This is a genomic window from Blautia sp. JLR.GB0024, from assembly GCF_037000545.1.
In the GTDB taxonomy this organism is placed as follows: domain Bacteria; phylum Bacillota; class Clostridia; order Lachnospirales; family Lachnospiraceae; genus Blautia; species Blautia celeris.
Window position 1 is genome coordinate 38,548 of sequence record NZ_JBANBF010000009.1, and the last position, 14,105, is coordinate 52,652.

Annotated in this window: 10 protein-coding genes and 2 pseudogenes; 3 read left to right on the forward strand and 9 right to left on the reverse strand. The window is 48.1% G+C overall.

The features are described from left to right. Positions 1 to 75 precede the first annotated feature (75 nt). From V8Q34_RS18675 to V8Q34_RS18685, 3 genes are all read right to left on the reverse strand, one after another. Complete coding sequence (locus V8Q34_RS18675; RefSeq protein ID WP_256139655.1) at positions 76 to 2,811, reverse strand: translation factor GTPase family protein; 2,736 nt, start codon at positions 2,809 to 2,811, stop codon at positions 76 to 78. Positions 2,812 to 3,000: 189 nt separating this feature from the next. Continuing rightward, entirely contained in the window at positions 3,001 to 3,771 is a 771-nt protein-coding gene (locus V8Q34_RS18680) for a helix-turn-helix domain-containing protein (protein ID WP_033140805.1), read from the reverse strand. A gap of 111 nt (positions 3,772 to 3,882) precedes the next feature. After that, complete coding sequence (locus V8Q34_RS18685; RefSeq protein ID WP_256130070.1) at positions 3,883 to 4,773, reverse strand: helix-turn-helix domain-containing protein; 891 nt, start codon at positions 4,771 to 4,773, stop codon at positions 3,883 to 3,885. A 179-nt stretch (positions 4,774 to 4,952) separates the two neighbouring features. Here V8Q34_RS18685 and V8Q34_RS18690 point away from each other — a divergent pair, with 179 nt between their 5' ends. Beyond that, on the forward strand, positions 4,953 to 6,344 hold the full coding sequence (locus V8Q34_RS18690) for an MATE family efflux transporter (protein WP_227211734.1): 1,392 nt from the start codon (positions 4,953 to 4,955) through the stop codon (positions 6,342 to 6,344). Positions 6,345 to 6,370: 26 nt separating this feature from the next. Here V8Q34_RS18690 and V8Q34_RS18695 read toward each other — a convergent pair whose 3' ends face one another. The 6 genes and pseudogenes from V8Q34_RS18695 to V8Q34_RS18715 form a co-directional block, all read right to left on the reverse strand. Continuing rightward, a complete protein-coding gene (locus tag V8Q34_RS18695) occupies positions 6,371 to 8,407 on the reverse strand; it encodes a DUF4118 domain-containing protein (RefSeq protein ID WP_227211735.1) in 2,037 nt (678 codons plus the stop codon). Between the two features lie 13 nt (positions 8,408 to 8,420). Continuing rightward, entirely contained in the window at positions 8,421 to 9,068 is a 648-nt protein-coding gene (gene kdpC, locus V8Q34_RS18700; RefSeq protein ID WP_256139658.1) for a potassium-transporting ATPase subunit KdpC, read from the reverse strand. A gap of 13 nt (positions 9,069 to 9,081) precedes the next feature. After that, positions 9,082 to 11,148, reverse strand: coding sequence for a potassium-transporting ATPase subunit KdpB (kdpB, locus tag V8Q34_RS18705; protein WP_033140800.1), 2,067 nt, complete (start codon positions 11,146 to 11,148; stop codon positions 9,082 to 9,084). A gap of 25 nt (positions 11,149 to 11,173) precedes the next feature. Next, entirely contained in the window at positions 11,174 to 12,880 is a 1,707-nt protein-coding gene (gene kdpA, locus V8Q34_RS18710; protein WP_256282870.1) for a potassium-transporting ATPase subunit KdpA, read from the reverse strand. A 52-nt stretch (positions 12,881 to 12,932) separates the two neighbouring features. Continuing rightward, positions 12,933 to 13,010, reverse strand: coding sequence for a potassium-transporting ATPase subunit F (locus tag V8Q34_RS27565; RefSeq protein WP_081624793.1), 78 nt, complete (start codon positions 13,008 to 13,010; stop codon positions 12,933 to 12,935). A gap of 30 nt (positions 13,011 to 13,040) precedes the next feature. Continuing rightward, a pseudogene (locus tag V8Q34_RS18715) lies at positions 13,041 to 13,142 on the reverse strand (DUF6783 domain-containing protein); the annotation flags it as partial. On the opposite strand from V8Q34_RS18715, the pseudogene V8Q34_RS18720 reads away from it, so the two are divergent. Further along, positions 13,095 to 13,304 (forward strand): annotated as a pseudogene (locus V8Q34_RS18720) (DUF6783 domain-containing protein). The pseudogenes V8Q34_RS18715 and V8Q34_RS18720 sit on opposite strands and share 48 nt — an antisense overlap. Before the next feature lie 252 nt (positions 13,305 to 13,556). Next, complete coding sequence (locus V8Q34_RS18725; protein WP_335836097.1) at positions 13,557 to 14,066, forward strand: helix-turn-helix domain-containing protein; 510 nt, start codon at positions 13,557 to 13,559, stop codon at positions 14,064 to 14,066. Positions 14,067 to 14,105: the final 39 nt, after the last annotated feature.

A 14,105-nucleotide genomic window follows, 5' to 3' on the forward strand; every position in this document is an offset into this window, starting at 1 on the left:
AACACCGAAAAGAGACTGCCTTATTAAATTTAATAGGCAGCCTCTTTTCATTTACTGAAACCCTTTCCGGTTAATTTACAGCTTCTTCCTCCCCATCCTGACATCCTCCATCAGCGCCTGGAGTTCATCAGACATATGGTCAAACAAATAATTTTTCCCATTTTGCCCCTGGTTCAGATAATTGCTTCGGATCTCTATGTCTGCAGCCTGAATCTCCTCTTTCAGGCCGGCGGCTGAGAGGCGGCTCGCGCCCTGGCCCAGAATGATGATCTGCTCCAGTGCGTCAGAGGTTGCCACGGTAACCCGGTGTTTTCTTCCAATCTCATGGACCGTTTTCTCAATGTACTGGTCCGCTGTTTCCGCCTCTTTTGTATAAACTACATAGATATTGTGGTATTTCATTACTTCTCCCGTATTGCCCTCCACTTTATAGGCATCATATACGAGGATCAGTGTGTTCTTCTTATATCCCTGATAATTGCTGAGGATGTCCATGAGCTTATTTCTGGCGGCCTCAATGCTGGCATTGGCAAGATCTTTTAACTCTTCCCATGCAAATATAATATTATAGCCGTCTACCAGCAGGTATTCCTCCTCTGTCACCTGCTTTGCAGGCCTGTATTGCCTGGAGGAAGATGACTCTGCGCTTACGGTACGTTTTCTGTTGAATGGATTTCTTTCCTTTTTGGCAGTTCCGTATGTGCGGGCAAAGATTTCTTCCAGCTCTTTTTCATCTGCCAGACCGCCGCCCGTGTAAGAGGAAGGTGATATCTGAGCGGATGATTCCTGAACCGGCTTCTCTTTTTTCTCCAGACTAAGGCCGCTGTCCAGATGCATGTAATCCCGTACTTTATCATAACTCACCACAAAACCGGCACCATGGGAACAGAAAACAGAGCCTGTGGGATTTTCCGTATCCTTCTCGGAATCATAGCCTTTTTCAGCGATGACCTCCTCCGCATTGTGGCAGGGTTCGTATCCCTTCAGTGTGCAGGAAAGACGTCCGTGGCCTTTGGTATAGGCGATCACCTCTGTCTGGTAATCCCGCATGGCGGATACAGGGGCAGTACCTGTCAGTATGGTCATATCCCCCTCTATGATCGGTTCGGAAAATGTACCGTACATTTTCTGGATGTCTGAGAGCGCCCTTCCCACCTTGTCGGAGGGGATTTCCAGCCGGTATTCGTAGACAGGTTCCAGCAGCAGACTGGTTGTACATTTCAGTCCGTGGCGCACGGCACGATAAGTAGCCTGCCGGAAATCTCCGCCTTCTGTATGCTTTAAATGTGCTCGTCCTGTCACCAGTGTGATCTTCATATCCGTGATCTCGGAACCTGTCAGCACACCTCTGTGGCGTTTTTCTTCCAGATGTGTCAGCACCAGACGCTGCCAGTTTCGTTCCAGGATATCCTCACTGCAGGCTGTCTCGAACTGCAGGCCGCTGCCCCGCTCTCCCGGCTCCATGAGAAGATGCACCTCCGCATAGTGGCGGAGAGGTTCAAAATGCCCTACCCCTTCCACCGGCTCTGTGATGGTTTCTTTGTACACGATACTTCCCGCTCCAAATTCCACTTCCGTGCCAAATCGTTCCCCGATCAGCCGTTTCAGAATTTCTATCTGCACCTCTCCCATAACCTGTGCATGGATTTCATTGGACTGCTCTTCCCAGACAATGTGCAGTTCCGGTTCTTCCTCCTCCAGCTGGCGGAGCTTCAGATACATCTGGTGCACATCACATTCCGGCGGAAGCTGGATCTGATAGGTGAGAACAGGCTCAAGAAGCGGCAGCTCCGACTCAGTCTCAGCGCCCAGCCCCTCTCCGCAGTATGTCCTGGACAGCCCTGTCACCGCGCACACTGTCCCTGCAGGTGCCTCGCTCACAGCACGGAAACCGGCTCCGGAATAGATACGGAGCTGGTCCGCTTTTTCCTCCCAGATCTCATCACTGTCCGCCTGTTCATCACGGCGGTTTGTCAGCATTCCTTTCACCTTCAGAGTTCCGCCCGTGATTTTCATATAAGTCAGACGGGTCCCCTGGGCGTCCCTGGCTATTTTGTATATCCTGGCGCCGAAATCCTCCGGGTATTTCGGACAGGCCGTATAGGTTCCCAGACCCTGCAGAAACTCCTCCACTCCTTCTATTTTCAGGGCAGAGCCGAAATAGCAGGGAAATACTTTCCGCTCCGCTATCAGCCGGACGATTTCTCCCTGCTCCACAGTGCCGTCAGACAGATATTTCTCCAGTACGGCCTCATCACTCATAGCCAGATTCTCATAAAAGGCCTCCTGTTCCTCCTCAAAGGCTATACACCTTTCATCCAGGCGTTTCTGCAGTTCTTCCAGCAGCTTCTGCCTGTCAGTTCCCTCCTGGTCCATTTTATTGATAAACAAGAACACAGGAATCTCGTATCGGGTCAGAAGCCTCCACAATGTCTGCACATGTCCCTGTACGCCATCAGCGCCGCTGATGACCAGGACCGCGTAATCCAGTATCTGCAGGGTCCTTTCCATCTCCGCCGAAAAGTCCACATGCCCCGGGGTATCCAGAAGTGTCACTTCCTTTTCTCCCAGTTTTACCTCAGCCTGTTTGGAAAAGATTGTGATTCCCCGCTCCCGTTCCAGGTCATAGGTGTCCAGAAATGCATCCTGATGGTCCACACGCCCTGGTTTTCTGATACTGCCCGTCAGATACAGGATACTCTCAGCCAGTGTTGTCTTGCCGGCATCCACGTGGGCCAACAGACCCACACTCATATGTTTTGACGTTTTATAAAACGATTTATTCTCTCTCTTTTCGGATGTATTTTCCATGAAAATACCCCTTTCTGTGATATATAATACAGTGCTTATCATATCACAGAAAGGGGTGTAAGTCGATAAGTATCATCGCATAAACAGGCTCATGTTAACCGACAAGATCACAGCAGCCATACAGCGGTGGAATGGTTATCATATAAAGGATGCAGAAACTGCAGTAAATTCTCTGTTCCTAAAACCGTTCTATTCGTTTTTCTTTGCCACCGCCACAATAGGGATAAATACTGTACACAACACTACTGCCAGGCATACATATCCCTCATATCTCCTCCATAATACCTCCCCCGTTGCTTTTAACAGCAAAAAATTAAGTAGTGGATTTATAACAGCAATTCCCAACATAGATATCCGTCCAGCTCGCAGGACATGGGGCCAGTTTCTGTTATTAAAATATACCCCTGCAATATGAATCCGAAACGGTCCCTGACTGTAATAATTAATCTTATTCTCATCATAGAAGGCCGGCAGAGTCTCTCTTGCAAACAGCAAAAACCATGCCCCAAATAAAAAACTCAGTCCTTCTATGGTAAAGAAACCAGTGAAAAATATCTCTTTCCCAACCTCTGCATATAGCAAAAGCCATATTTCCACCCCGGCAAGAGCCATACACAGCAGGTAGCGAATCATATTCTTTCTCTGTTTTAACCTTTTTTCTTCCTGTTCCTCCGCCGATAAACGAAGGGAACCTGAAACGAGAGCATCTACCTCCGGCTTTGTCAGTGTTTTTTCCTCACTAATGCGCTGAGCCTGCAAAAGCTCTGTCACCGTTACACCCAGAATCTCCGCCAGCGGGCCCAGGAGTGTAATATCCGGCAGACTCAACCCCCGTTCCCATTTGCTGACTGCCTTGTCTGATACAAATAATTTTTCTGCAAGCTGTTTCTGTGTATATCCCTTTTCTTTCCGCAGTTCCAAAAGGAATGCGCCGAATCGTTCTTTGTCAATCTCAAACATGTTATCTGCCTCCTGCTTTCTAACTCAAAAGCTTATAATAAAAGGCACGATTTGGCAATCGACCGGCAGTAGAATTGTCTTTTTTGACAGCAAATACAATAGAATCAGGAATCAAACATGATTCCTTTTTGCATATGCCTTAGGTGTGATCCCGGTTTTGCGCCGGAACATTTTAATGAAATAACTGACATCACAAAAACCTGTCTGTTCAGCAATTTCTGTGATACTCAAACCCGAGGTCTCCAGTAACGCCGCTGCTTTGGACAGGCGGTATTCCAGCAGATACTCCGTGATGGTCATATTCATCATCTGCTTAAAATAACGGCAGCATTCATTTCGGCTCATGGACACATGATCTGCCAGCGCAGCCAGAGAAAACTTTTCCTGATAATGTTCATGAAGATAGGCGATCAGGTTCAGAATCTTCCGGGTATCACGGGCTGCCAAGCTGGGCTTCGTCTGGTCAAGCAGATTTGCTGCAAACAAAGCCCAGACATCCTGAAGGATATGCTGGGTTTTCAAACGGAATGCAGGAGAGGTATCCGGACAGTGATCGCCTACCCACATAAGCTTCGGGAATATCTCCTTTGTCCATGCATCACGGCCATGGAATACAAAGTACGGCGTATTACAATCAACTATAGGACGATAGTATGCTTCCTCGTAATAACTGCCATGGCTGCCGTACAGAATCTCAGGATGGAAAATCAGCGTAAAATACTTTGCAGTCTTATATCCCGGCGCCGGACGGATGGAGTGCAGAAATCCCGGCATAATAAAAAAACCGTCCCCCGCCGCTACTGTCTGTTCGTGTTCCAGCACATATACATTTACTGCACCTTCGCAGATCACGGAAATTTCAATCGTAGGCTGCTTGTGCCAGTTTACAAATCCCTTGTTATATTCACTTAGGTCATCCCGTGAAAGAATAAAACGAAAAGAATCATCATAAGCAACAAGGGCGTTCATCTCCTGATCGATCGGCACCTGGCGTTTCTCCATTGTAAATCTCCTCCTCGCAGCAATACAATTATATTTTTTGAGAATATATCCATAGAAAAGCATACATTTTTTATAATATAATTATATCCATGGCATTCCGATATAGCAATACAAAATCGGAAAATCTACAGACTGCATCATGCGGATCCATAAAATGACCGCATCCGGAGGTATTACATATGAAAGCAAGACGTTCAACGGAACTTGTGGAAAAGAAAGATTTTTATAAGGAACTGTTCTCCCTTGCGATTCCAATCGGAATGCAGAACCTGCTTGTTGCCCTGATCGGCGCGTCCGATGCGCTGATGCTGGGACGGCTGACACAGGATGCTGTTTCCGCGGTTTCCCTGGCAAACCAGATTGCATTTATCATGAGCCTGTTCAGCGGCGCTGTGGTCGGCGGCGGCGGTGCTCTGATCGCCCAATACTGGGGTAAAGGCGATTGGACCATGGTTAAAAACCTGTTCTGTATGCTCATAAAATGGGCATTTGGCATCTCCTTCGTTTTCTTTGCCCTGGCAATGTTCGCACCGGAGCTATTAATGCGGATTTATACACCGGACACTGCCCTGATCAAAATCGGAGCCTCCTATCTCCGTGCGGTGAGCCTTTCTTATCTGTTCACCGGCGTTACACAGTGTTACTATCTGATAATGAAACTGGAAGGTAAGGCGCCTAAGAGCGTTTTGATTTCCGTTGTCACCCTCATAACCGACGTTGTGCTTGACTTTTTCCTGATCTACGGTTTCGCGGGGGTACCTAAACTGGGGGCAAACGGTTCCGCTTATTCCACTGTTGTTGTAGAACTGGTGGCGCTCATCTGGTGTATCGCGGAATCTCACCGTGGAGAAAGCATTCGTCCCGACCTGCAGGGGTTTCAATGGTTTTCCATCGATATAACCAAAGATCTGTTCAAAATCGCGCTTCCCATGCTGGGCAGTTCTCTTGCGTGGGGATTCGGATTTTCCATGCACTCACTGATCATGGGACACCTGGGATCCGATGCCACTGCAGCTGCATCCATCGCGTCCGTAGCACAAGAGCTTATAACCTGTGTCTGCAAGGGTATTTCTGTGGGCGCGGGAATTATGGTCGGTAAACTCCTTGGACAGAATCTGTTTGACAAGGCCAAAGAATACGGAAAAAAATTCTGCCATATTTCCATCTGGGCAGGTATTATCCATATGGCACTGCTCTGTATCCTCGGTCCCATCGTGGCGGAGTTCTTCGTGTTATCGGAAACCGCAAAGCACTACCTGGTCATCATGCTGGTCTTCAGCGCATTCTATGTATTCGCCTATTCCATCAATACAGTTATTGTCTGCGGTATTTTCCCTGCAGGCGGTGATGCCGGATACGATGCGCTCAGTGTTTTCTTCGCCTCCTGGTGCTTTGCACTGCCGCTGGCACTGCTCGGAACTTTCGTATTCCACTGGCCGGTCATCGTGGTATATATCCTGATGTGCGCAGATGAGATCGTGAAAATCCCCTGGCTGTACCCCCGATATAAAAAATACCTCTGGCTGAACAATCTTACACGCGAAGAAAGCTCAGAGATGGTAAACGCGTAAATGATATCCATACCCGGCTTGAGGCGTTATTTTGCTGTGGACTCTGCCAAATCCTCCATCTTCTGGATCCGCTCCAGTACAAGGGCTGCTTCATCCAGCATGGCAGATATGAGATTGTATTCAAATACAGCAATCTCTCTTTTCTCCTCAAGCACCATGCCGACCACAGCAGAAACCTTGTCATCCTCCATAACCGGAAGATAAATCGCCTTTGCGTTTGGAAGTGTATGAGTAGTGCATCCGGCCCTGTGTCCGTTTTCAAATACCCATTTGACCACGGCCTGCTCCGACCGGGAGGTATAGCCTGCCCTCAGGATTTCCTCCTCTTCCTCTTCTATCCCGCTGCGAAGATAAACAGAGGGGACCTGGATCACACCGTGTTTCTTCATATATATTAACACAGTAAACTGCATCAGTTTTTGGATCTGGCCGGCCAGCTCATCGCTGACCTGCTGCCTGGTCTTTGCCCGTCTTAATTTTTTGCTGTTTACCAGCAGAATTTCCGTGCGGTATGCGCGCTTTGCGTTTTCTTCGTTCTGCTTCTGAATCTTTGACATATTCCAGGATGTGAGAAGGCTGACTGTGAACATCATGGCAAATGTCACCGGATAGCTGGCATCATACGCCTGAAGGCTGTGAACCGGCATGGTGAAAAAATAATTGAACAGCATCACACTTAGAACTGAGGCAAGCACAGAGCACACATACCCCTGGGTAAAGATGGCGGTCAGCATCACTCCCAGCAGATATGACATAATGATATTGGCTTCTGTCATCTGAAAATGCGAAAGCAGAAAACCGCCGGCTGTACTGACTGTCATCATGCCCAGCATGATCCAGAAATCCGTTCCTTTCAGCCCCTGCAGGAATTTTCCGGTCTTTACCACAGTATAAGACCGCTGACCGATTCCGCTCTGCAGATCCGGGATGATATATACGTCAAGGCTGGGGGCATATTGATTCAAGCTTTCGACCAGGGTTTTTCTGGTCTGTCCGAACAGAACCCTGTGCGCAGTTCTGCCCATAACGATTTTCGTCACATTGCTGACTTTTGCGTATTCGGCGATCTGCCTTGACACGTCCTCTCCGTTTACCGTGGCAATCTTTGCGCCCAGGCTTCTGGCAAGACGCATATTTTCGTCCCTTCGTCTTTTCACTTTTTCATCTGCGTTCTGCAGATATCTGGTCTCCACATAGAGAGCCGTAAATTCCGCGTGAAAGGCATAGGCCAGGCGGGCTGCTGTGCGGATGACCTTTGCGTTGGAAGGCGCCGGGGAGATACAGGTCAAAACATGTTCCCCGGTAGAGTATTCCCCGGTTCCAAACAGCTTCTTCTCCTCCTCCGCCAGATGGTTCACTCTGTCGGCCATACGGCGCAGGGCAATCTCACGGAGGGCGATCAGCTTATCTCTCGTAAAAAAGTTCTGTAAAGCCCTCTGTGCCTGAATCTCCCGGTATATCTTTCCTTCCTTCATGCGCTGGATCAGCTCTTCCGGCTCAATATCCACAAGTTTTACCTGGTCCGCCCTGTCAAACACGCGGTCCGGAATGGTCTCTCTCACCATAACGGAGGTAATCCCGGTCACATTGTCATTCAGACTCTCCAGATGCTGGATATTTACGGTTGTATACACATTGATCCCGTGCTCCAGCAGCTCCTCGATATCCTGATAACGTTTCCTGTGACGGCAGCCGCGGATGTTGGAATGTGCCAGTTCATCCACCAGAATCACTTTGGGACGGCGTTTTAGAGCAGCGTCCAGGTCAAATTCCCTGATTTTGACCCCTTTATAGTCCACCATCAGAAAGGGAAGCTGCTCCAGTCCCTCCAGAAGTGCGGCAGTCTCCGGTCTTGCGTGGGGCTCCACATATCCGGCGATCACATCCACCTGCTGCTTTTTCAGTTCTCTTGCAGCTTCCAGCATAGCGTACGTCTTGCCTGTTCCGGCTGCGTAACCCAAAAAGATCTTAAGCTGTCCCATCTCTTTTTTACGGACCTGAGCTTCCTCTGCCCGGATCTTTTCCAGCATCTTTTCAGAACTTGGTCTTTCCATTGTGTCCATGGCATCTCCCTGCCTATATTTCTCCTATGGCCTTCGCGATTTCCAGATTACATTTCAGGACATTCACCCGCTCATGTCCGAAGACACCAAGAGTCCTGCCATCCGTATTCTCCTCCACGATCTTTCTGAGTTCTTCCTCTTGAAGCCCGGTCTTTTCAGCAATGGAAGGAATCTGGATCCTGGCGGATTCCGGTGTGATGTTCGGATCCAGGCCGGAACCGGAGGCTGTGAGCAGATCAGCAGGAATGTCACCCTTCTCCACATCCGGGTTCTTCTCCAGAAATTCCTCTACTGATTTCTCCGCGCGCTTCTTCAGCTCTTCATTGGATGGAGCCAGGTTAGAACCGCCGGAACCCACCCCTGTGTAGCTGCCGTCCTCTTTTTCTTCCTCTGTATAAGTGTTGTAATCCACCCCGGATACACGGCATTGAAAATACCTGGGATCTCCGGAAAAATCCTGCCCCACAATAGCTGAGCCCACTGCTTTTTCCGGGTCATCTGTTTTCTCTCCCTCTGCCGTGATCAGGCTTCCGTTCGCCTGATGCGGAAACATAAGCTGCCCCAGCCCGGTCAGTGCAGCGGGATAGGCAAATCCGCAGAGAACCAACATGAAAACCGTCAGAACCAGAGCGCTCCTAAAATATTTTAAAAATGATCTCATAGCATCTTCCTCCCTACATTCCCAGCACTGCAAGCAGCGGAGCCACCAGACAGTCTATGATCTTAATTCCGGCAAACGGTACGACGATACCACCCAGGCCGTAAATACCCATATTTTTCAAAAGCATGCGCTCCGCGCTCATGGGTTTGTACTTGACACCCCGCATGGCAATGGGAATCAAACACGGTATAATGACCGCATTGAAAATGAGTGCTGATAAGATAGCTGACATAGGTGTTGCCAGCTTCATGATATTTAATATCTGCATCTGCGGTATCACCATAGTGAACATGGCCGGTATAATGGCAAAATACTTTGCCACATCGTTTGCTATACTGAATGTGGTGAGGGAGCCTCTTGTAATAAGAAGCTGTTTTCCTATTTCCACCACTTCCAGAATTTTGGTGGGGTCAGAATCCAGGTCCACCATATTTGCCGCCTCTTTTGCCGCCGCTGTGCCTGAATTCATGGCCAGCCCTACATCTGCCTGGGCAAGAGCAGGGGCGTCATTGGTTCCGTCACCTGTCATGGCTACCAGTTTTCCCTCTGCCTGTTCCTTCTTAATCGCCTGTATTTTATCCTCAGGCCTGCATTCGGCAATAAATCCATCCACACCGGCCTCTTTCGCAATGGTCGCGGCAGTCAGCGGATTGTCGCCTGTGCACATAATCGTCTTGATCCCGATTTCACGAAGTCTTGCGAACCGCTCGATCAGACCCGGTTTCACAGTATCTTTCAGATAAATAACACCGTAGATCACAGCGTCTGCCTCCACAACCAGGGGCGTTCCGCCAAGCCCCGCGATCTGTTCCACTATCGCGTCCAGATCTCCCGGTATACTGCCCCCGTTTTTGAGAACTCTTTCTTTGATGGCATCTGCGGCACCTTTTCTGATTTGAGAACCGCTGTCCAGATTTACACCTGACATTTTGGACTGGGCTGTAAATTCAATAAATTCCATCTGTTTTGCTGCGCTGTCGTCAATTCTTGTTCCCATGCTCTTAGCCAGCTCTGCCGTTGATTTTCCTTCCGGTGTGGGGTCACAGAGGGAGGCAAGTGCGGCATAGTCTATCAGGTCCTCCCTGCTTTTCCCGGCAACCGGATAGAACTCTGCTGCCAGACGGTTTCCAAAGGTTATGGTACCTGTCTTATCAAGAATCATGGTATCCACATCCCCGCAGGCTTCCACAGCCTTTCCTGACATGGCAATCACATTGAATCTGGTAACTCTGTCCATACCCGCGATTCCGATCGCTGACAGCAGACCGCCAATCGTGGTCGGAATCAGGCAGACCAGCAGGGCAATCATTGTAGATACGGGTATCTGCACTCCCGAATAAGTCGCAAAAGGATACAGACACACAACCACGATCAGAAAAATAATCGTGAGGCCCACCAGCAGGGTATTTAATGCGATCTCATTGGGAGTCTTCTGGCGGGATGCCCCCTCCACCAGGGCAATCATTTTGTCCAGAAACGACTCACCCGGCTTTGATGTGATCCTGATTTTCAGCCAGTCACTGACCACGGTGGTTCCCCCCGTAACAGATGAAAAATCAGTTCCCGCCTCACGGGTGACAGGTGCGGATTCCCCTGTAATAGCAGATTCATCCACAGACGCGATCCCTTCTATTACTTCTCCGTCATTCGGAATCGTCTCCCCAGCCTTTACAAGTACCACATCATCCTTTTTCAGTTCAGATGCGTTTACAATAGTTTCCGTACCGTCTCTGCCGAGAAGACGTGATTTTGTATCCTGCTTTGTCTTTTTCAAGGTCGCCGCCTGCGCCTTACCACGTCCCTCCGCTACAGACTCTGCAAAATTTGCAAATAATACGGTTATAAAAAGTACAGCGCAGACGATTCCATTATAAATCCTCAGATATCCAAGTGATGCGTCGTCCCCAAAAATAGTGGGAACAATAGTCATAAGCAGCGTGAGCACAAATCCCACCTCCACCACAAACATGACCGGGTTCTTCACCATATATTTCGGACTCAGTTTCTGAAACGCACCGATAATGGAACTCTTTAAAATGTCCTTTGTCACGAACTTTGTTTGCTGTTGTTTTTTAGACATTCCTCTAACATCCCTTTCTTAAATTTTATGAAAACCACAAGGTCAGATGCTCTGCGACCGGTCCCAATGCCAGTGCCGGGAAAAAGGTCAGAGCAGCGAAAATATATACAATAAATACAAGCAAAATGGTAAATACCGTATTATCTGTACGCATGGTACCGATGGAAACCCTTGTGCTCTTCTTTGCAAGCAGTGAGCCGGCAATGGCAAGCTGGGCTATAATGGCTATGTAACGGCCGAAGAACATCGCAAGTCCTGTTGTGATATTCCAGAAGTAACTGTTGTCGGACAGTCCTTCAAAACCGGAGCCATTGTTTGCCGATGCTGAGGCGTATTCATACAGCACCTGGGACAGGCCGTGAAAACCGGGATTGCTGATACCTTCCAGACCGGCCTGCGTGGATACGGCAAGCGCCGAGAATCCCAGGATCAGCAGCGGATGGACGATCAGAACCAGGGCAACCAGCTTCATCTCTCTTCCTTCGATCTTCTTGCCCAGATACTCGGGAGTACGGCCAACCATCAGACCGCAGATGAATACAGCTAAAATGGCATACATCAGCATGTTCATAAGGCCCACGCCTTTTCCTCCGAATACACAATTGAGCATCATATGCAGAAGCGGTACCATTCCGCCAAGAGGCGTCAGTGTATCATGCATGTTGTTGACAGTACCTGTGGTGAAGGAAGTTGTCACAGTTGTAAACAGAGCGGACTGGTCAACTCCAAACCGGACCTCCTTGCCCTCCATGCTCCCCATTTCCTGGCTGATGCCGGCTGTCTCAAGAACCGGATTACCGGCCTTCTCAGATACAAAGCACAGAGTCAGACCGATGAGGAATATGACAGACATTGCCGCGAATATGGTCCTTCCCTGTTTGCCGAAGACAGGTTCTTTTTCCTTCCTCTTCCTATCCTGACACATCTTTCCAAAGGTAAGTACACAGGCACCCGGAAGGATCATCATGGAAATCAGCTCCACAATATCCGTGATCACTGTCGGGTTCTCAAATGGGGTGGAAGAGTTGGCTCCCAGAAAACCACCTCCGTTTGTCCCCAGATGTTTGATGATCTCAAGGGCCGCTATGGGTCCCATGGCAAAGTCCTGTAGTTTTCCGTGAATGGTCTCCACTGTAATGTTGGAGCCAAAAGTCTCCGGGCATCCCTGCCAGATCAGCACAAGGCCAAAGATGAGAGACCAGGGAATCAGGATACGTGTGGTGATACGCACCATATCCTCATAGAAATTTCCCAGGTCCTTACTCTTTCCCGCAAGTCCCCTGCAGAATGCCATACAGGCCGCATATCCGGATGCCGCGGAGGTGAACATCATAAAAATGATCACCAGCATCTGGCTTAAATAAGAAAGCCCGGATTCACCGGAATAATGCTGCAGGTTTGTGTTTGTCATAAAGCTTATGATCGTATTGAAGGAAAGGGTCGGCTCCATTGCCTCTATCCCGTTTGGATTCAGAAACAGTACATACTGCAGTCTCAATACCAGATATCCCGCAAAAACCATAACTGCATTTGCCATGAGAAGGTTCAGTGCATATGTTTTCCAATTCATACCTTTTCTGTCAATCCGGCAAATTCTGTATATCCCGTTGTCCACCCTGTCAAAAAAAGGGTCCGCAAATGTTTTCTTTTTGGCCGCAATGTGATACATGTATCTCCCCATAGGAATGACCGCCAAAACAAAAATTGCCAAAGTCAGCGCTATCTGTAACATGACTTTTATCTCCTCCTGTCATTTTCTAAATTCCCGTTGCTGATCTTGTTGTCTATAATTTCTCGGGATATACCAGGGCATAGAATAAATATGCCGCTATCAGTAAAATCACGATTCCCAGCAATATCATGTGATCTCCTCCTGTCCTTAATCTATGTTTTCATTTTTTCCTAGAGTGTGTTTGAAAATTGCTTTTGGCAAGCTGTGTGTCACAATTTGTGGGAGATTTGACCCCGATGAAGGAGGCGTAGCGGGCTACGCTGACTGAATTGGGGGCAAATATGCCGCAAAGTGGGGCGTGCAGATTGTCGGAATGAATTTTCTAACAGGCTCTACGCCTTATCTTCTGTGCTGTCTGTATCTACCTGTCTGCTGCACCATCCGGCAAACAGCACCATCAGTCCGAAGCAGGCAAACAGTATAACCACCATAGCCAAGTCCATCATTTCAGGTCCCTCCTTTATCTTTCAGGCTGTAACTGATATTATCACGTCCTGCCCTAAATGCGCATAAGGGAAACGGCAGGTGTATTAAAATTGGATTAATGGCAGCTTGAAAGCAACTTCTGACCTAAAGAATTTGCTATTTTGCCTGAATGTTAAAATGCGTTGCTTGTGGCAACGGGCAGTTTTGTCTAAAATAATGGTAACAATAGAAAGAAAGGAGGTTATCCCTAATGCTCAACGAAAATATAAAAGAAATCAGAAAATCAAAAGGACTTTCGCAGCAAGAGCTTGCTGTCAAGCTAAACGTTGTGCGGCAAACAGTTTCTAAATGGGAGCAGGGACTGTCAGTTCCCGATTCCGAGATGTTAATCTCCATATCAGAACTGCTTGAAACACCTGTAAGCACGTTGTTGGGAGAAACTGTTATTGAAACGGAGGTTGATAGCTTAAAAGCAATTTCAGAAAAATTGGAGGTAATAAACTTGCAACTGGCACAAAGAAAAACCATGAGGAGAAAAATTCTTCACTGGCTATTTATCTCATTGTGTGTAGTCATAGCAGCAATTTTTGCAGTTTTGTTCGTATCAGAAAGCCCTTATTTTGGATGGGATTATAGTCATCCTGAAACTGCTGTTCTTGGAGTGGCGTTTCACTCATTTGAATGGCTGTTTGTCAGAGCAGCCCCGATTATCCTTGTTGGTGCAATCATAGGGATTTTCTTAACACGAAAGAAAGAATAAAACCATCCTGCTCTGATATGATACCTTTTAAGCAGACAA